We start from the raw sequence: 19,531 nt of genomic DNA on the forward strand, positions 1-19,531 counted from the left end.
GTTATATAACCTTTGCCGGAGGGCATAGGCTTTTGGATGCTGGAATAGTGGGGGAGGAAAATTTACCGGAGGTAAATAAAAGCTCCATTTCTGGTATAATAATTGCGGGATTAATGCGGATTTTATTATTTCTTGCGGTATTGGGGGTAGTGGCAAAGGGCCACACCTTAGATCCCAATAACCCACCGGCGTCGGCTTTTAAAATAGCTGCTGGCACTGTGGGTTATAAACTTTTTGGCCTGGTACTGTGGGCGGCGGCAATTACTTCAGTAATTGGGTCTGCTTATACCTCCATGTCATTCTTAAAAAGTTACAGCAAAAAAGTGCGGCAGAATTACAATATAGCCATTATTGTTTTTATACTGTTATCGTTAGCGGTATTTGTGACTATAGGTAAACCGGTTAAGCTTTTAATTTTAGCTGGAGCCTTTAATGGACTTATCTTACCCGTTACGTTAACGGCAATGCTTTTGGTTTTACGGAAAAAAGAACTTTTTGGAAACTATCGCCATCCGGTATGGCTTACGGTTTTTGGCGTAATAGTTGCTCTGGTGGTAGGATATTTTGGTGTGGTTAGCTTTAAAGACCAGTTTTTAAAGCTTTTAAGTTAAGAGGAGGAACTATGCTTAAAATTTACTCCTTAGGAGAAGGTTGCCTTGGGGTTTATTTTGAAAAGGAAATAAACCTGGAAGTAAACCAAAAGGTTATGACTTTAGACCAGAGGTTAAAAGGAATACCCGGAATCATTGAAACGGTGCCTACCTATCGAGCTTTAGCGGTTTATTTTGAGCCTTTAAGCCTTAGTTTTGGGGAGCTAAAGAATTTGGTGGAAAGCTTAACTCAAGATTTAAAAGAGGATTTGAGCATTGCTACTACTCGAGTGTATCGGATACCGGTAGTTTATGGGGGAGAGTTTGGTCCAGACCTTTTGGAAGTAGCCCGAATAAATAACTTAACGCCCGAGGAAGTGGTGGCTATCCATACAAAAAAACGCTATTACATCTACATGCTTGGCTTTACGCCAGGCTTTCCTTATCTCGGAGGTCTTGATCCCAGAATTGCTGCTCCCCGTAAAGTTTCGCCAAGGCCCCGGGTAGAAGCGGGTTCCGTGGGAATTGCCGGGATGCAAACGGGGATTTATCCGCTATCTTCTCCAGGTGGCTGGCAAATTATCGGAAGAACCCCTTTGCGACTGTTTAATCCGGAAAACCCTCAGGCTCCCTTTTTATTAGAGCCCGGAGGGTATATAGAGTTTTATCCAATAAGCGTTGAGGAATACTTCCGGCTGGGAGGGGAAGCATGAAGTACATTGATTTAAATGCCGATATAGGAGAAAGTTATGGTAATTTTAAAATAGGTGAAGATGAAGCCATCTTACCCCTGGTTTCCAGTATAAATGTAGCCTTAGGCTTTCACGCTGGGGATTTTATGGTTATGGCTGAATGCTGTAAGCTTGCCCGGGAATATGGCGTAAACCTGGGAGCTCATCCCGGATACCCGGACCTCTGGGGGTTTGGCCGCCGGAGCATTCCTTACACTAAAGAAGAAATAACCAATATGCTTTTATATCAGCTTGGGGCTCTTTCGGCTTTTGCCCGGGCGGGAGGGGTGAAAATTACCCACGTAAAGCCTCACGGAGCCCTTTATAACGATGCAGTGGTAAAACTTGAAGTGGCCGAAGCGGTGGCCAGGGCGGTTAAGCTTTTTGACCCGGAAGTTGCTATTGTGACCTTGCCTTACGGAAAGCTTTACGAGATTTCCGGGGAGATGGGGCTTACGGTCATCCGGGAAGGGTTTGCCGATCGGGGCTACTTACCCGATGGCCGGTTAGTTCCAAGAAGTGAGGCAAGAGCAAAAAAGTCGCAAGAAGAAGCTATAGCGCAAGCTTTGGCTTTAGCCGAAGGCTGGGTAAAAGCGGTAGATGGTAGTATTATTAAGGCTGAAGTAGATACCATCTGCATTCACGGGGATAACCGGGAGGCGGTGAAACTTGCCCGGGAGATCCGGCAGACACTGTTAAAAAACGACATATATATTCAGGCTTGGAGGAAAAAACGTGCTTAAAATACTAAAACCCGGGAACCTTACAACTATTCAGGATAGAGGACGTTTTGGCTTTCAGCGGTATGGCCTTGGCCCTGGAGGGGCAATGGATTTAAAAGCTTATTGGATAGCCAACAAATTATGCGGGAATAACGGTAGGGAAGCGGTTTTGGAGTTTAACTCTGGCATAACAGTTAGGTTTTTAAAAAGCACGGTGTTTGCCTTAACCGGTGGCAAATACCGGGCTTTTTTAAACGGTATTCCAATTCATTTCTGGCAGTCTTACTTTGTACCTGCCGGGAGTATTTTGGAGATTTACGGACCCTATGCGGGCAATTGGGGGTATCTGGCGGTAAAGGGCGGCTTTTTAATACCAGAAATACTGGGGGGTAGAGCGACCAATATTTTGGCTGGCTTTGGCGGCTATCGGGGGCGGGCATTAAGAAAGGATGACGCAATTCCCGTGGCCGATTATGATGGCAGTTTTAAAAAACGTTACTTTTTACCCGAAGGACGCTTTGCCCTGTATGAGGGGAATGTTATTTTTTTTATCAAAGGGCCAGAATGGGAGTATTTAGATCCGAATAGCATAGATATGCTTTTATCCCAGCCTTTTACCCTAAATCCTGCCTTTAACCGCATGGGCTACCGCTTTACTGGCCCCACTCTTACTCTTCTGGAAGAAAAGGAAATTATCTCTGCTCCGGTGCCTTTGGGCGGTATGCAGGTACCAAAAAGCGGGGAACTTATCATCTTAATGGCTGACCGGCAGACCACCGGCGGCTATCCCCTCATAGGCATTGTGGCGGGGGAAAGTTTAGCAAGATTGGCCCAGAAAACTCCTAAAGAGAAAACTTTCTTTAAATCGATTTCCCTGGAAGAGGCCGAAGAGAAGCTATATAATTTAAATAAAGTGATTGATGAGAGTTTCTGGGAGGTTTAATCTTGGAAATTGCTAAAGAAAAACTTTTTGCTCTGGCCGATAGCATAAGATTTCGGGAAAAAGGGGATAAAGTATATCTTCGGGGGATCATTGAGTTTTCCAACCACTGCCGGAGAAACTGCCTTTACTGCGGTCTTCGCCGGGATAATAAAAAACTTAGCCGCTACCGGATGAGCCCTGAGGAAATAATTAAAAGGGCTAAAGAAATTGCCGCTCTGGGAATAAAGACCGTGGTCCTTCAAAGCGGGGAAGATCCTTATTACAGGTTAAAAGACCTGGTGGAGCTAGTTTCCCGGATCAAGGAACTTGGGGTTTATGTAACCTTAAGTATCGGGGAACTTTCTACTCGTGCGTACCGGGAGCTAAAAAAAGCCGGGGCGGATCGTTACCTTTTGCGCCATGAGACTGCTAATCAAAAGCTTTATGCTGCCCTCCATCCCGATGGAAGCTTTGAAAACCGGAGACGCTGCCTTTACGTTTTAAAAGACTTGGGCTATGAGGTAGGGGCTGGAAATATGGTGGGACTTCCCGGGCAAACCGATGATATGCTCTGGGAGGATTTATTGTTTATGGAGAAGCTGCAGCCGGAGATGGTGGGCATCGGTCCTTTTATTCCCCATCCGCATACACCTCTGGCAAAGGAAAAGGGCGGAACTTTGGAGCAAACCCTTACAATGATTGCCCTGACCAGGCTTACCCTTCCGAAAGCCAATATTCCGGCCACCACTGCCCTGGGTACCATCCACCCCGAGGGCCGGGAACTTGGCTTAAAGGCTGGGGCCAACGTAGTTATGCCCAATATGACACCGCAACCTTATCGACCTCTCTACCAGCTTTATCCCGGTAAAATCTGCGTAAACGAGGACCCCGATGCCTGCCTTCCCTGTCTAAAAAAAAGAATTGAGGGAATAGGAAGAATAGTTGTTTAAAATTTACACCTGACTACTGATCCCAGACCACTGTTTTCACAGGGTCGACTCCTGTCGACCAAATGTTTTGGCTTTATTGGGTTTTGCGGAAAAAAGGAGGATTTTTTGTGGAGTTATCTATACTAATCTTACTTTTTTTGATCATTATCTTGCAAATTATTCTCTTAATTAAAACTCGTTCTCCGGAAAAGGAAGGGATCCTTGCCAATATTAATCTCTTAAAAGAACTCCTTGCCAATACCGACCGGGCGATACGGGAGGAAACCGCCCAGAACCGCAAAGATTTAGGGGAGAGTTTACGGGAGTTTAGAGAAGTTATGATGAGTACTTTAAGCCAAATCGGGGCTTTGCAGAAAAATCAGTTAGAAGCAGTGGAAAGACAGCTTTCAGGCCTTGTCCTGCAAACCGAACAGAAGCTGGAAGCTGTAAGGAAAACGGTAGAAGATAACCTTCACCGATTGCAGGAAGACAACGCCAAAAAGCTGGAAGAAATGCGGGCTACCGTCGATGAAAAGCTGCAGGGGACTTTGGAACGTAGGCTTTCGGAATCGTTTCGGCTGATTAGCGAGCGGCTGGAGCAGGTGCAAAAGGGTTTAGGAGAAATGCAGGCTTTAGCGGCGGGGGTGGGTGATTTAAAGAAAGTTTTAACCAACGTTAAAACCCGGGGAACCCTCGGGGAAATTCAGCTGGGAGCCATTTTAGAGCAGATCTTTGCTCCGGAGCAGTATGAAAAAAATGTTGCCACCAAAAAAGGCGCTACCGAGCGGGTGGAGTATGCCATTAAACTTCCTGGACAGAACGATGGACCGGTATGGCTTCCCATCGACGCTAAATTCCCGATAGAAGACTACCAGCGCCTCTTAGATGCCTACGAACAGGGCGACCAGGGGCTTACCGAGGAAGCTGGGAAAGCTTTAGAAATAAGAGTGCGGGAGGAAGCGAAAAAAATTAGGGATAAATATTTAGATCCGCCCCACACTACCGACTTTGCCATCATGTTTCTACCTTCCGAAGGTTTATATGCGGAGGTATTACGGAGAAACGGCCTGGTAGAACGACTGCAGCGGGAATTTCGGGTTGCAGTAGCTGGTCCTACTACTTTGGCTGCCTTTTTAAACAGCCTGCAGATGGGCTTTAGGACTTTTGCTATCGAAAAACGTTCTCTGGAAGTCTGGACACTTTTAGCTTCCGTTAAAACCGAGTTTACCCGTTTTGCGGATATTCTCGATAAAACCAAGAAAAAACTGGAAGCTGCCAGTAGCGAAATTGATAACGCCGTCAAGAAAACCAAAACCATCGAGAAAAAACTTTCCGCCGTTCAAGAAATGCCTAAGGACGTCCCCAAAATTACCGCACAAAGCTAAATTAGGGACTGTCCCTTTTTTACTACTTGACAAAGGGGGAGAAATGAGTTATTTTAAAGAAAACAATACCAAATAAGTATAGTTTGGAGGAAAAGATGAATTTAACCCAAGCAACGGATTATGCTTTTAGGGCGGTACTGTACCTGGCAAGAAAAGGGGAGGGGGAGGTGGTAGAAGCCCAGGAAATTGCCGGGCAGGAAAGGATACCTCTTAGGTTTTTGCTGAAAATTATGCGACTACTGGGACGGGCAGGAATTATAAAGTCCTTCCGGGGAGTGGGCGGTGGCTTTGCCTTGGCAAAGTCTCCTGCCGAAGTCACCTTACTGGATGTAGTAGAAGCGGTGGAAGGTCCTATCAAGATTAACCGCTGCTTAATTGACCCTCAATATTGCAGCAGTCAGCGTTCTGGGAGATGTGCAATTCACCAGGAACTTTCCCTTTTGCAAAAAGATATCATTGCTCGGCTGGGCACCGCGAATTTTGCGAATATTCTTAACCGGGAACGGGAACTGTAGTGTTTTTTTATTTAAAACTATACTTAAAAAGTATACTTTGAAGGAGGGTGTCTGATGGATTTAACGGCCTTATCCAGGTTGCAGTTTACCATAACTGCCATCTTCCACTTTTTTTACGTACCCCTCACCTTGGGTTTGGCGGTATTAATTGCGTATATGGAATATAAATTCTGGCGCACCAACGATAAGGCGTGGGACAAAATGGCCAGGTTTTGGACCAAGCTTTTTGCCGTAAATTTTGCGGTTGGGGTTGCGTCTGGAATTACTATGGAGTTTCAATTTGGCACCAACTGGGCCGATTATTCCCGGTTTGTGGGTGATATTTTTGGAGCACCCCTGGCGGCGGAAGGGGTATTTGCCTTTTTCTTAGAGTCTACGTTTATCGGTCTTTTGCTCTTTGGTCGGGATAAGATTTCCCGGGGAATGCGGTTTTTAAGTGCGGTTTTAGTTGCTTTTGGTACAAACCTGTCAGCCTTTTGGATTATTGCGGCTAACTCCTGGCAACAGACCCCGGCGGGTTATAAACTGGAAGGCGGTCGGGCTATACTTACCAGCTTTAAAGAAGCGGTATTTAGCCCGTCGACTTTACCGCGGTTTTTGCACACTCTGGATGGAGCTTATGTAACTGCGGCCTTCTTTGTTATGGGCGTAAGTGCTTACTATCTCTTGCGCAAGAAAAATGTGGAAATTGCCAGGCCGTCGTTAAGAGTGGGTATTATCTTTGGACTTATCTTTGCCCTTCTGCAGATTTATTTCGGCGATATTCACGCCAAGCAAGTGGCAGTAACTCAACCGGCTAAGTTAGCTGCCTTTGAAGGCATCTGGGAGACCAAAGAAAAAGCTCCCCTCCTTATTTTAGGTTGGCCGGATACCAAAAACGAGAAAAATGCCTTTGAAATAGGAGTTCCGGGTCTTTTAAGCTACCTTGCCCACGGTGATGTAAATCAGCCAGTAAAGGGTATTAAAGAGTTTCCCCAGGAGGAACGGCCGCCAATACTGCCAACTTTCCTTTCCTTCCATTTGATGGTAGGTCTTGGGATTTTAATGGCAATAGCCCTTTTGTGGGCGGTGGTGGAGCTTATCCGGGGTAAAATTTACAATAACCAGTTGCTTTTAAAACTCCTCCTTTACTTTATTCCTCTTCCCTATATTGCCAATGAATTGGGGTGGATAACCGCCGAAGTCGGGCGCCAGCCCTGGATTGTTTACGGTCTTTTAAAAACTTCCGATGCGGTCTCGAAGCTTGATGCCGCGCAGTTAGTATTAACTAATTTATTATTCATAGCTGTGTACCTTTTCCTGGGTGGGTTAATGATATACCTGATGGTGCGGACGGTTAAGGCCCATAATGAAAATGCCGTGGGTGTAGCGGATAAGGAGGTGGCGTAGGGTGGATTTAAATACCGTTTGGTTTTTGCTGGTTGGCGTATTGATTATCGGGTATGCCCTCTTGGATGGTTTTGATCTGGGCGTGGGTAGTTTATTTTACGTTCTGGGGAAAACCGATAAGGAAAGAAAAATTTTAATCAATGCTATTGGTCCGGTATGGGACGGCAACGAAGTTTGGCTTTTAACCGGTGGCGGAGCGCTTTTTGCTGCTTTTCCTCTGGTGTATGCGTCGGTGTTTAGCGGTTTTTACCTGGCTATGATGCTGGTACTGTTTGCTTTGATTTTCCGGGCGGTAGCGGTGGAATACTATTTTAAAGTCGATACCCCGGGACTGCAAAAGCTAATGGGCGGCTTATTTTTCCTGGGAAGTTTCTTACCGGCCCTGCTTTTTGGAGTGGCGGTAGGAAATGTGGTTTACGGTATACCTTTGGATGCTGAGCAAAATTACGCCGGTACCTTTTTTGGCCTTTTAAAACCTTTTGCCCTGTGCTTTGGGATCGTTGGGCTTTTTGCTTTCCTGCTGCAGGGGGCGGCCTATGCTGCGTTAAAAACCGAAGGTGACCAGCAAAAGAGAGCTCAGGAATTCAGCAAAAATTTTGCTTTGATTTTACTGGTATTGTGGCTGATAGGTGGGATTTACAGTAAAATGGCCGCACCGCATTTGTGGGAGAATTATCAAAAATTACCCCTTTTATATGTTTTGCCGCTTTTAACCTTAGTATCCCTCATCCTTATCCCGGGCTGGGTACGGAAAAACGCTTATCAGAAGGTGTTTACCGCCACATCTATAGCTTTTGCCACGATGATTTTAACCGTGGCGGCGGGGCTTTATCCCAACTGGGTTATTGCTACTGAGCCGGCGAAAAACTTGACTATTTATAATGCTTCTTCCTCACCTTTAACCTTAAAGGTCATGCTGATTATCGCATTAATCGGTGTACCGATTGTGCTCCTATATACCATCTACGCATACCGGGTTTTTCGGGGAAAAGCGACACCCGAGCAGAAGGGATATTAAAGGTAAAACGGTAGCCCTGCGGCTACCGTTTTTCGCTTAAAGTGGTAAAATTTAAAGAAAAAACCGGAGACGGATATGGTGGAAAAGAGATTAAATCAGGAAGGGTTAAAATTTAAAGGCTATTTAATCGAACTTGCCCTGGCTTCGCTCATAAGCGGTGGTTTGGTCATAGCCCAGGCTTATTTTCTGGCGTATATCGTTAATGGGGCGTTTTTAGCTAAAAAAGGGTTAAAAGAACTTTGGCCTTATTTCCTGGCTTTGTTTTTAATTATTACTTTAAGATTTACTGCAGGCTATTTCGGGGAAAAAGTAGGGACCAGGCTTTCCGCTAAAGTTACCGGAAGTTTACGGGAAAGGCTTTTGCTAAAAATATCAGCTTTGGGCACAAAACTTCTCTTGCCGGAAAAAACCGGAGAGCTTTTAACGCTGGTATTAGAGGGGGTGGAAAATCTCGAGGTCTACTATGCCCGGTATCTTCCGCAACTAATAAGCGCCGGGATCATACCTTTGATGATTTTGGTAGTGGTTCTAACCCATGACCTTATCTCCGGAATAATTATGCTGCTAACCGCTCCGCTAATTCCCGTTTTTATGATGCTAATTGGCAGTTTTGCCGAGAAACTGGCTCAAAAACAGTGGGTGACTTTATCCCGCTTAAGCGGCAGGTTTTTTGAACTTTTACAGGGGATAGCCGACCTTAAGGCTTTTGGCCAGAGTAAAAACCAGGTAGAAGAACTTAAAAAAAGCGGAATAGCCTTTCGGGATGCCACGATGGAGGTTTTGCGGGTTGCTTTTTTATCTGCCCTTATGCTGGAAATCCTTGCCACTATCAGCACGGCGATGGTGGCGGTGGAAGTGGGTTTAAGGCTTTTATATGGAAAAATGGAGTTTATTGTTGCATTTTTTACCTTACTCCTGGCACCGGAATATTATTTACCCCTTAGAAATCTTGGCAGTAGTTTTCATTCCGGACGAACGGCGATGGCTTCTTCCCATAAGCTCTGGGAGGTACTGGACCAAAAAGAAAATAAGGTTTTTGTAAACAAACGCTCCATTACCTGGAATTCACCGCCGGAAATTATTTTTCAGGAGATAAGTCATAGCTTTTCTCCTGGGAAAGAGGTTCTGAAAAAAATTAATCTTACCATTAAGCCGTATGAAAAAGTTGCTTTAATCGGTCCCAGCGGTGCGGGCAAGTCTACTTTGGTAAAGCTTCTGTTGGGACTTGAGCGGCCAGCAAGGGGCGAAATTTTAATAAATGAGGTCCCCCTTTATGAGCTTTCGGAGCAAGACTGGTATGGCCAGGTAAGTTATCTTTCCCAATCGCCGTTTATTTTCCCCGGAACTATTGCGGAAAATATTGCTTTGGGGAAAAAGGACGCAGGTTTAGAAGAAATTAAACGGGCGGCAATTTTGGCCCGGGCCCACCCGTTTATCGCTGCCCTTCCGGAGGGTTATAATACGGTAATCGGTGAGGGGGGGCGGGGGTTATCGGTCGGTGAACGCCAGCGAATTGCCTTAGCCCGGGTGTTTTTAAAAGATGCCAAGATAGTAATTTTAGATGAACCTACCGCCGGCCTTGACTATAAAACCGAAGAAATCTTAGAAAAAGTAATCAAAAAGCTTGCGGAAAACCGGACGGTAATCATGATTGCCCATCGGCTTTCGACTGTTTACCAGGCCGATAAAATTGTTCTTTTAAACCAGGGAGAAGTAGCGGGAATAGGAAGGCATGAAGAGCTTTTTCAGGAAAACCAATTTTACCGGCAATTACTAAAAGCTTACCGGGGTGAAGTATGAAAGAGTTAGCTAAAATTTTAAGGAGTGATTTAAAAGAGGTACTGCTGGCAGTTACCCTTGGGGTCCTGGCGGTGTTAAGCAGTATTGGCTTATTTGCTACGTCAGCTTATCTTATTGCAAAAGCTGCTTTAAGGCCTCCTGCTTATACTTTAACCTTAGCGATTGTGGGAGTCAGGTTTTTCGGGCTTTCCCGGGCAGTTTTTCGCTATTTGGAGCGCTACTTTTCCCACAAGACTACTTTTAACTTTTTAGCCCAGATTCGCATATTTTTTTACGAAAAAATTGAACCCAAAGCCCCTGCTATTTTGCAAAAAGTAAGGACCACCGATTTACTGGCCCGGATGGTGGCGGATATCGAGAGCCTGCAGAACTTTTTCCTGCGGGTGGTTTATCCCTATTTGGTAATGTTTATTGTTTTCCTTTTGATTGCGAGTTTTTTAAAAAGTTTTTCTTTTTGGTTTTCCTTGCTCCTTTTTATGGGCTTTATAACTGGTAGTGTTTTAATTCCAGTTATCTTTGGGAAGAAAAGTTTAGAATTGGGGAAAAAACTGAGAACCCAGCGGGCAGCTTTATCCAATTGCTTGGGGGAACTTATCGCGGGGTATATTGACTTAAAAACTACCAATAGTTTAACAGACAAAGTTTTAAAAGTAGAAAAGCTTTCCCAAAAACTTTTGGTTTTTCGCCAAAAAGCGGCTTTACTTAACGCTCTTTCTGAAAGCGGGTTTTTGCTTTTAAGCCATGTTACTGGTTTTTTGGCGTTAATTCTGGCAGTGTATTTAAGTTCGGAGGGAAAACTTGCGGGAGTTTTAATGGCACTGGTGGTTTTAACGGTTCAAACTTCTTTTGAAGCCCTTTTTCCAGCGGCTTCTGCCCGGCAGTACTGGGAAGAAAACAAGGAAAGTGCCCAGCGGGTATTTTCTTTAATAAACGAGCCCCCGCCGGTTATTGAAGGAGTGGGAAAGAGTACCTTACCCTTAAGCCATTCCTTGGAGTTTAAAGAGGTGAGTTTAATTTATCCGGGAAATTCAAAGCCTTCCTTAGAAAGGGTAAGCTTTTCCCTGGCCCAAGGGCAAAAGATAGCGGTGGTTGGGCCCAGTGGGTCAGGAAAAAGCAGCATTATAAAGCTACTCCTTCGCTTTTATGATTATGAGGGGGAAATTCTCCTTGGGGGCGAAGATTTAAAAGGTTTTGCGCCGGAAGCGGTTCGCACCCTTTTTGGGGTAGTAAGCCAGGAAAGTTTTATTTTTAATACTACCCTGGAGGAAAATTTACGGGTGGCAAAACCCGGCGCATCTCGGGAAGAGCTTCTGGAAGTATTACAAAAAGTAAACCTAACTCACCTGGCTCTTTCCCTGGAAGTAGGGGAGCGGGGAGAGCGTTTGTCCGGGGGAGAAAGACAAAGACTTCTTTTGGCCAGGCTTCTTTTAAAAGATGCGCCAATTTGGCTTTTAGATGAGCCAACGACGGGTCTTGATGCATTAACGGAGAAAGAGGTTTTAGAAAATCTCTGGGATGTGGCTTTGGGAAAGACCGTGCTTTATATCACCCACCGCTTGGTGGGGTTAGAAAAAATGGATGAAATCTTGGTAATGGAACAGGGGAAAATTGTGGAAAAGGGAAATTATGCCGAGATTTTTAAACGCAGGATTTAAAATCGGAAAATGTATTTCGGTGGTTATCCCGCAGGATTTATTGATTGATGCCGGCTAAAAAGCCGGTTTAATTTTTTTGGTAAAAGGTGCAGGATAATTTTGGGCTGTGGAGAAATATTTATTATAAAGTTATAAACAAAATTTATAATTGCCAATAAATGTATTTTTTTATCCATTTTTTATTTTTGAAAATTCTAAAACTTTTTAAGAAAGGATGAAAATAGTGACCGCTTTAAAAGCTAAACTATGCCAGCTAATAAACGAACTTTCCGAAGATAAGCTCTTGGATGCGGAAAAGTTTTTAACAGCATTAGGTACTGGGGAAAATCTTTTGGAAAAGCTTTATTTATATGAAAAAATTCTTGATTCCCTTCCCGATGCTACTTTAGCGATAGATAAAAATGGGCAGGTAATTGTCTGGAATCAAGCTATGGAAGAGATGACCGGGGTCAAAAAAGAAGAGATTTTGGGAAAAGGCGATTATGTGTATGCGGAGCCGTTTTTTGGTAAAAGAAAACCTATTTGTGTAGACCTGGTGCTTGGCAATAATAATAATGGGGGTTTAAATGGCTATGAAAAGTTAGAGAGAAAAGGAAAGGTAGTTATTGGGGAAGGGGTTGCACCTAACGCTTATGGGGGAAAAGGAGCCTGCTACTGGACTTTGGCTGCTCCTATTGAGGATGCAGCGGGGAACCTTTTAGGGGCGGTCCAGTGTGTTCGGGATGTGACTGAGAGAAAAATCATGGAAAGGGAATTAAAGTACTGCAGCACCAGGGATGTATTAACTGGATTGTATAACCGAGCGTTTTTTGAAGAAGAGGTCAAACGGATGGAAAAAGGCCGGGAATATCCTATTAGTGTCTTAATTTGTGATTTAGATAACTTAAAAGCGGTAAATGATATGTTTGGACACGATAAAGGGGATCTTTTATTAAAGAGAGCCGCTGACATCTTAAAAGGCGGTGTGCGGCAAGGGGATGTGGTGGCGCGTATAGGCGGGGATGAGTTTGGCATTCTTTTACCCAGTACTTCAAGAGAAGCTGCCGAGGAAATTGCCCAGAGAATTTTTAAGAGGGTTGAAGAATATAATAAGCTTGCACCCGATTTACCATTAAGTTTGTCAATAGGCGTTTCTACGGCGACAAAACCGGGAACATCTCTTTGGGAAACCCTGCGGGAAGCGGACGATGCGATGTATCGAAACAAACTTGCCAATGGCAATGATGCCCGGGTGGCGTTGGTTAAAGCTCTAAAAACCGCTTTAATGGAAAGGGATTTTCACAATACCGACCGGATGAAGAAAGTTGCCCTTAAATTTGGTGGAGCTTTAAAATTACCCCGGGAGGAAGTGGATAAGCTTGTTCTTTTGGTGGAGATGCATGATATAGGCAAACTGGGGGTTCCGGAAAGTGTTTTGAATAAACCTGAACCGTTGTCTCCCGAAGAGAGGCGGATTATTGAACGCCATCCCGAAATTGGTTACCGCATTGCTTTGACTTCCGGGGAACTTTCGGCTATTGCCCCCCTTATTTTACAACACCATGAACGCTGGGATGGTAAAGGATATCCCCAGGGATTAAAGGGAGAAGAAATAGCGTACTTAAGTCGTATAATGGCAATTATTGATGCCTATGATGCGATGTTATCCAAGCGGCCTTATAGAAAACCGCTTACACGGAAGGAGGTTTTAAAGGAATTTTTAAATGGCTCCGGCAGTCAATTTGATCCGGATTTAATCAATGTGTTTGTTAACTTGCACTTAAGTGAAGAGGATATTTTTGAAAAAAAAGAATTAAAAGGTGAAGTTAGTTAATCACGATAGCATAATGTGAAAAAAATAATTTATCTTCAGGCAGGAAAATTATTTTGAATGTCGAATTTTTTTGTTGAAAAGGTCTACCAGAAGGTAGACGCTTTGAAGTTCTATAAGGCAATTAAATAGGAAGAAAAAAGCCGCGAAGCTGGCTGCTGAAGCAGCTCTTTAGCGGCTTTTTTATTTAGAAAATTAGGAGGGATTGTAGGTGTGTAGAGTATTTACGGACTGGGAACGGGTGGTGGAGTTCCACGGACATGTCTGCCCGGGACTGGCCATTGGCTACCGGGCGGCTAAACTGGCTTTGGAACGATTTTTGGAGAAAGGAGGGAATTTGGACGATTTATATGTCGTTACCGAAAATGATGCCTGTGGTGTGGATGCCATTCAGGTGTTGACCGGATGTACTTTTGGCAAAGGACGGTTAATTTACAAAGATACCGGCAAAATGGCTTATACCTTTGGCAGCATATCCTGGGGCAAGGGAGAACGCCTGATGGTACGAGGCGAGCTTTGGCAAAGGAGTTCGGACCAGGAAAAATTATTTAATAAAATTTTAGAGAAAAAAGCTACGGAAGAGGAAAAGAAACTATTTTCAGAACTTCAAAACAAACGATCTGAAGAAATTTTAACTATGCCTTCGGACCAATTATTTAAAATTCAGGAAGTCCCCTTTAAGGTCCGGCCGGTAAGAATTTTTAAAAGTTTAACTTGCAGTAAATGCGGGGAAGCGGTAATGGAGCCTAAAGCGCGGCTTTACCAGGGGGAGATAGTTTGTAAAGACTGTTTTATTGATTATAAAGTTTGTGAATAAAGGGGGAAGGGTAAATGCAAAGGGCGCGCAACTTGGGCATTTTTATTCTGATTTTAGCTTTAATTATCGGGTTAACTTATTTTGGTGTAGGTTCAAAAACGAAAGCGGCTACAAAAAAAGTTACAACCAAGACCCTAGTGGTTACCGATTTAGCCGGGCGAAAAATTACCCTAAAGCAGCCGGTCAAAAGGGTTGTTGCCATAGGACCCGGGGCTTTACGTTTGGTGAGTTATGTGGATGGAGCGGCGCGTATTGTAGGGGTTGAGGCAATTGAAAAACAACCAAATGCCAAACCGTATATTTTAGCTTATCCACAACTTCAAAAATTACCTACCATAGGCCAGGGGGGGCCGGATACCCAGCCGGATCCGGAAAAAATTTTAACAGTTAAGCCCGATGTGATTTTTGTAGTCCAGCTTTTGGATAAGGCAGGAGCAGACCGGCTCCAGCAACAGGTTAAGGTTCCCGTGGTAGTTTTAAATTACGGTCAAGCAGGGTTTTTTGATGATACGGCTTTAAAATCAATAAATTTAATAGGAAAGATTTTAGGGAAAGAAAAAAGAGCCCAAGAACTGCAAAATTACGTCCAAAAAATCAAGAGTGATTTGGCCAAACGGATAGGTAAGGCAAAAAGCCCAAAGGTTTACGTGGGGGCGGTAAGTTTTAAAGGAGCCCGGGGTTTTGAAAGTACTCAGGGTTCCCATCCCATTTTAAAAATGGTTAAAGCCCAGAATGTTGCCGATGGCTTGGGGAAACAGGGAGCAATTACCGTCGACCGGGAACAGATTTTGCTCTGGGATCCTGAGGTGGTGTTTATCGATGAGGGAGGACTTTCTTTGGTGAAAGAGGACTATAGAAAAAACAGCAGTTTTTACCTGAGCTTAACTGCCTTTAAGAAAAATAAAGTTTACGGACTGCTCCCCTATAACTCTTACAATACCAACATTGAGACAGCTTTTGCCGATGCTTACTATGTTGCCAAAGTAATCTACCCCACAGCCTTTGCTGGAGTGGATCCGGTGAAAAAAGCCGATGAAATTTACAAATTCTTTTTAGGAAAACCTTTGTATCAGGAGTTAAAGAAAAAGTTCGGAGGGTTTGGTCCGCTAAAATTTGATTAGTGGGAGAGGAAAATGAAGGAAAAAACCTATCAAGGCTATCTTTGGCAAAAAGTTTTGTTTTTATTGATTCTTTTAACAATATTAATCATTACCATCGTATTTGGTATTAATGCCGGAAGCATGAAACTTGGCTTTTGGCCTGTGGTTAAAGGAATTTTGGGGAAGGGTCCGGACGCCTTAAAGACGGTTATCTGGGAAATTCGTCTGCCGCGGGTAGCGGGAGCGGTTTTGGCCGGTATAGGACTTGGCCTTGCCGGAAACGTGCAGCAAGTTCTCTTAAAAAATCCTTTGGCGTCTCCCTTTACCCTCGGTATCTCTCAGGCGGCCGCTTTTGGGGCCGCCTTTGCCATCATTGTTTTAGGTGCGGGGAGTTATCAGGCGGGAGCGGATGCCAAGATAAACTATGTTAATCGCTATTTGGTGAGCTTGACGGCTTTTAGCTTTGCCCTCTTGACGTCCCTTTTAGTTTTGTGGCTGGGAAAAATGAAAAAACTTGCCCCGGAAGCCATTGCGCTGGCGGGGGTAGCCATAGGTTCCCTTTGGGCTTCGGGTACCACTTTGCTTCAGTATTTTGCCGATGAGTTAAAGCTTGCGGCGGTGGTTTTTTGGAGTTTTGGGGATTTGGGCCGCCTGGGGCTGGAAGAAGTAAGGCTACTGGTTATCGGGATCAGTTTGGCTTTTATTTACTTTTACTTAAACCGCTGGAATTACAATACCTTAATTACCGGAGAAGAAGGGGCCAGAAGCTTAGGAGTTGACCCCGATAAAATTCGTTTTTGGGGAATGCTGGTTTCTTCTGGCATTGCGGCAGTAATAACTTCCTTTTGCGGGATCATCGGCTTTATAGGTCTTTTAGCCCCCCATATGGTGCGCCGGGTCATTGGCCATGACCAGCGGTTTTTACTGCCGGGAGCAGCTTTATTGGGCGGGGTTCTACTGCTTTTAGCGGATACCTTTGCCCGCACGGTAATTTCCCCGGTGATTTTACCGGTTGGTGCGGTAACTTCCTTTTTGGGAGCGCCTTTGTTTTTATACCTCTTACTTCGGGGAAAATAAGTTAAAAAGGGGGAAGCGAATGCTTTTAGAGGTAGCCGGTGTGTCCTTTAATTATCCCAGTAAAGCTGTGCTTAATAATGTAAGCTTTAAAGTTGCTGAAGGAGAAATATTAGCAATCTTGGGCAATAACGGTGCAGGCAAATCGACTTTGTTAAAATGTTTAAGCCGTAACCTTAAAATTAAAAAAGGGGCTGTTTATTTGGAAGGCCAAGAGATATTTCGAACCAATCTTCGTTGGTTTGCAGGTAAAGTGGGATATATGGCCCAGCGCCAAGAGGTAAGCCGCTTGACCGTGTTTGACGCAGTTTTGGTGGGGAGAAGGCCTCATATCCGGCTTGAGGCAACGCAAAAAGATCTGGAAGTGGTGGAAGAGGTTTTAAAGATTTTGGAAATGGAAGAGTTTGCTTTACGTTTTCTCGATGAGTTAAGCGGCGGTGAGTTACAAAAAGTAGCAGTGGCCAGGCTTTTGGCCCAGGAACCGAAACTTCTTCTTTTAGACGAACCGACAAGCAATTTGGATCTAAGACACCAGTATGAAATTCTGAAACTCTTAAAAAAGTTTGCCCGGGAGCGGAAAATGACCATAATAGCCATTCTTCACGACCTCAATCAGGCGTTACGTTTTGCCGATAAATTTTTACTGATAAAAGATGGTGAAATTGTGGCCTTTGGTGATGAAAAAGTATTGAGTACGGAAAACATTTATCAAGTTTATGGTATTAAAGCTATAGTCTACAAAATTAATAATGTTCCGGTGGTAATCCCGCAGGAGTTATTGATTGATGCCGGCTAAAACGCCGGTTTTATTTGTGCCTTGTTTTTTAGCGAGGATTAGAGGAATTTTTAAAACCGGGACGAATTAATAACAAAAATAACCAAAAAGCTGGAGATGACAGCCGCTGGCCCGAAATTCAAGGGGATTTTGTTGCTTATAATTTGTTAAGAGTTAGTATTTTTTGTCGAGAGGAGTGGTTTATATCATCCGTTTAAAAAATATTTCCAAAACTTACGGAGGGGGAAAGGTCCTCGCGGTGGATAATTTAAATCTCACGGTACCGCCAGGGGAAATTTTTGGCTTTTTAGGCCCCAATGGGGCGGGGAAAACTACCACCATTAAAATTATGACCGGCATATTGGCTCCGGACACCGGGGAAGTGGAGCTTTCCGGGATTGACCTTTTAAAAGAGCCTCTTAAAGCCAAAAGAAAATTTGGTTATGTTCCCGATACTTCGGAAATTTTCCCCAGGCTTTCCGGCCTTGAATTTTTAAATTTCGTGGCCGATGTGTATGAAGTCCCCGCTAAGCTCAGGGAAGAAAGGATTCGCCCCCTTTTAAAACTTTTTAGCCTGGAAGGGGCGATAAACGATAGAATTGGCAGCTACTCCCACGGGATGAAGCAAAAACTTCTGGTTATTGCTTCGCTGGTCCACGACCCGGACATCTGGATCTTGGATGAGCCGATGACCGGGCTGGATCCGGAGTCGTCTTTTAACTTAAAAAAGTTGATGCAGGATTACGCTGCCCGGGGTAAAACGGTGTTTTTTTCCACCCACATTTTAGAAGTGGCGGAAAAGCTCTGCACGACTTTAGGGATTATTAAAAAAGGGAAATTAATCTTTACCGGAACCATGGACGAACTAAAAGCCCAGAAGCAGGAAGATAAAAGCCTGGAAGAGCTTTTCCTGGAGCTGGTGCGGTCATGAAAAAAACTTTACAGTTAACAAAAGTTTTGCTGGCGGTTCGGCCTTTTTCCTATTATCGCCAAAATCCCAAAGAATTTTTAAAGGCTATTGGCTTTATCGTCTTAATCCTTTTCTCCCTGTCGGGCCTTTTTTCCATGAACGTTGTTTTTTATAAAAATCTTTTCCTGGCTTTAAAGCCGGCGAATCTTGAATCCACCGTGCTGGCCCTGGGAGCGGTAAATACCGTTTTAATTATCTTAGCCCTGGGAGTAATAGCGATCCTTTCGGGTTACTATTACGATGGAGCGGAGTATCTTTTGACTTTGCCGTTAAAGGGGAGAGAACTTTTAGGGGCGAAAATACTGGTAAATTATTTTTACCACCTTCCCATAGCCGTACTTTTCTTCGGCATACCTGCCGGGGTTTACGGTTATTTTGGCGGTGAAGGCTTTTATTACTGGGTTACTGCTTTTTTGAATTTGTTACTTTTACCGGTCTTACCCCTAACTTTAGTCTTTATCGCTTTTGTCCTGATTTTTAGAAGCTTCTCCTTTGCCCGGAAAAAAGATTTGCTCATGTACGTGGGCGGCATTATTGGCCTTGGAGCAGCGATACTTATCCAAAAATTTTCCAATACCGTGCAACTGGCCGAGAAAAATCCGGGAATGCTTGTCGCAAAATTTTCCGACCCCAACCTTATAAACCTGAAGCTTTATAAGATTTACCTTCCGGCCTTGCTTACGGTGAAATCTTTAACCGGAGAGGATGTTACTATAAAAGCTTTTTCCCTGGGGGCTAACATTATTCTTAGCCTTGGCCTTTTAGCTTTAGGCCTTTATATCCTTGGGCGGGCTTACGAAAAGAGCTTAAAAGTGGGGACGGAAGGGGGCGGTGGACGCCGGAGGGTAAAAGGGGAGTTAACTTTTACCCCAAAACCTGTCTTTACTTCGAACCTTCTGCGGGAAATCCGGCTTATGAACCGCGAACCGGTTTATTTCTTAAACGGTCCGCTTGTTATTATTATCATACCCTTTGTTTTTGGTATTTCCTTTTATTTTCAGGGAATTACTGGCTTAAGTGAAATTAAGAAGCTTTTAGGTAACAAAGCTTTTGAGAATTATCTTTTAGCCGGCCTTTTATCCCTTGGGGTCTTTTTGGCTGCTGCTACCAATATTACCTCTACCGCCATCTCCCGGGAGGCCAAAGAGCTTTACTACCTTAAAAGTCTTCCGGTCTCAGAAAAAACCTGGCTTTTAGGGAAACTGGCCCACGGTTATGTATTTGGGATAATAGCTTCGCTTTTTGCGGTAGGGGGTGCGTTTCTTTTGAAGATTTCGGGATTAAAAGCCTTATTTATTTTACCGGCGGTACTTTTAAGCGCTTTACCGG

At 44.1% G+C, this 19,531-nt stretch carries 18 protein-coding genes; all 18 read left to right on the forward strand.

Annotated elements, in window-relative coordinates:
* The coding region (locus cpu_RS06570; RefSeq protein WP_143299305.1) for an NRAMP family divalent metal transporter at nucleotides 1–611 on the forward strand (611 nt) is incomplete at its 5' end.
* Between the two features lie 11 nt (nucleotides 612–622).
* Nucleotides 623–1,303: a 5-oxoprolinase subunit PxpB gene (gene pxpB / locus cpu_RS06575; protein WP_075859235.1), complete on the forward strand. Its 681-nt coding sequence runs from the start codon at nucleotides 623–625 to the stop codon at nucleotides 1,301–1,303.
* Nucleotides 1,300–2,064, forward strand: coding sequence for a LamB/YcsF family protein (locus cpu_RS06580; RefSeq protein WP_075859236.1), 765 nt, complete (start codon nucleotides 1,300–1,302; stop codon nucleotides 2,062–2,064). Before pxpB ends, cpu_RS06580 begins: the two co-directional genes overlap by 4 nt.
* Nucleotides 2,057–2,986: a 5-oxoprolinase subunit C family protein gene (locus cpu_RS13340; protein WP_159433980.1), complete on the forward strand. Its 930-nt coding sequence runs from the start codon at nucleotides 2,057–2,059 to the stop codon at nucleotides 2,984–2,986. The genes cpu_RS06580 and cpu_RS13340 overlap by 8 nt, the downstream gene beginning before the upstream one ends.
* Before the next feature lie 2 nt (nucleotides 2,987–2,988).
* Nucleotides 2,989–3,915: a [FeFe] hydrogenase H-cluster radical SAM maturase HydE gene (gene hydE, locus cpu_RS13345; RefSeq protein WP_077177213.1), complete on the forward strand. Its 927-nt coding sequence runs from the start codon at nucleotides 2,989–2,991 to the stop codon at nucleotides 3,913–3,915.
* A 107-nt stretch (nucleotides 3,916–4,022) separates the two neighbouring features.
* On the forward strand, nucleotides 4,023–5,279 hold the full coding sequence (locus cpu_RS06590; RefSeq protein ID WP_077177214.1) for a DNA recombination protein RmuC: 1,257 nt from the start codon (nucleotides 4,023–4,025) through the stop codon (nucleotides 5,277–5,279).
* Nucleotides 5,280–5,374: 95 nt separating this feature from the next.
* The gene (locus tag cpu_RS06595) at nucleotides 5,375–5,794 is read left to right on the forward strand and encodes an RrF2 family transcriptional regulator (RefSeq protein WP_075859238.1); all 420 of its coding nucleotides are present in this window, start codon (nucleotides 5,375–5,377) and stop codon (nucleotides 5,792–5,794) included.
* A gap of 54 nt (nucleotides 5,795–5,848) precedes the next feature.
* Nucleotides 5,849–7,183 (forward strand): cytochrome ubiquinol oxidase subunit I, encoded by a 1,335-nt coding sequence (locus cpu_RS06600; RefSeq protein WP_075859239.1) that lies wholly within the window; start codon nucleotides 5,849–5,851, stop codon nucleotides 7,181–7,183.
* Nucleotide 7,184: 1 nt separating this feature from the next.
* Entirely contained in the window at nucleotides 7,185–8,201 is a 1,017-nt protein-coding gene (cydB, locus tag cpu_RS06605) for a cytochrome d ubiquinol oxidase subunit II (RefSeq protein WP_075859240.1), read from the forward strand.
* Between the two features lie 75 nt (nucleotides 8,202–8,276).
* On the forward strand, nucleotides 8,277–10,001 hold the full coding sequence (gene cydD / locus cpu_RS06610; protein WP_075859241.1) for a thiol reductant ABC exporter subunit CydD: 1,725 nt from the start codon (nucleotides 8,277–8,279) through the stop codon (nucleotides 9,999–10,001).
* Nucleotides 9,998–11,656 carry a thiol reductant ABC exporter subunit CydC gene (gene cydC, locus cpu_RS06615; RefSeq protein WP_075859242.1) on the forward strand — a complete coding sequence of 553 codons (1,659 nt, stop codon included), beginning with the start codon at nucleotides 9,998–10,000 and terminating at the stop codon, nucleotides 11,654–11,656. The genes cydD and cydC overlap by 4 nt, the downstream gene beginning before the upstream one ends.
* Nucleotides 11,657–11,870: 214 nt before the next feature.
* The gene (locus tag cpu_RS06620) at nucleotides 11,871–13,469 is read left to right on the forward strand and encodes a diguanylate cyclase (protein WP_234970204.1); all 1,599 of its coding nucleotides are present in this window, start codon (nucleotides 11,871–11,873) and stop codon (nucleotides 13,467–13,469) included.
* Nucleotides 13,470–13,677: 208 nt separating this feature from the next.
* Nucleotides 13,678–14,283, forward strand: a complete 606-nt coding sequence (locus cpu_RS06625; RefSeq protein WP_075859244.1) for an FmdE family protein — start codon at nucleotides 13,678–13,680, stop codon at nucleotides 14,281–14,283.
* A gap of 14 nt (nucleotides 14,284–14,297) precedes the next feature.
* Complete coding sequence (locus tag cpu_RS06630) at nucleotides 14,298–15,404, forward strand: iron ABC transporter substrate-binding protein (RefSeq protein ID WP_075859245.1); 1,107 nt, start codon at nucleotides 14,298–14,300, stop codon at nucleotides 15,402–15,404.
* 12 nt (nucleotides 15,405–15,416) lie between these two features.
* A complete protein-coding gene (locus cpu_RS06635) occupies nucleotides 15,417–16,460 on the forward strand; it encodes a FecCD family ABC transporter permease (RefSeq protein ID WP_075859246.1) in 1,044 nt (347 codons plus the stop codon).
* Nucleotides 16,461–16,479: 19 nt separating this feature from the next.
* A complete protein-coding gene (locus cpu_RS06640) occupies nucleotides 16,480–17,253 on the forward strand; it encodes an ABC transporter ATP-binding protein (protein WP_075859247.1) in 774 nt (257 codons plus the stop codon).
* Nucleotides 17,254–17,491: 238 nt separating this feature from the next.
* A complete protein-coding gene (locus cpu_RS06645) occupies nucleotides 17,492–18,163 on the forward strand; it encodes an ABC transporter ATP-binding protein (RefSeq protein ID WP_268761780.1) in 672 nt (223 codons plus the stop codon).
* The coding region (locus tag cpu_RS06650; RefSeq protein ID WP_075859249.1) for a hypothetical protein at nucleotides 18,160–19,531 on the forward strand (1,372 nt) is incomplete at its 3' end. The genes cpu_RS06645 and cpu_RS06650, both read left to right, overlap by 4 nt.

The sequence above is a fragment of the Carboxydothermus pertinax genome, assembly GCF_001950255.1.
GTDB classification, from domain to species: domain Bacteria; phylum Bacillota; class Z-2901; order Carboxydothermales; family Carboxydothermaceae; genus Carboxydothermus; species Carboxydothermus pertinax.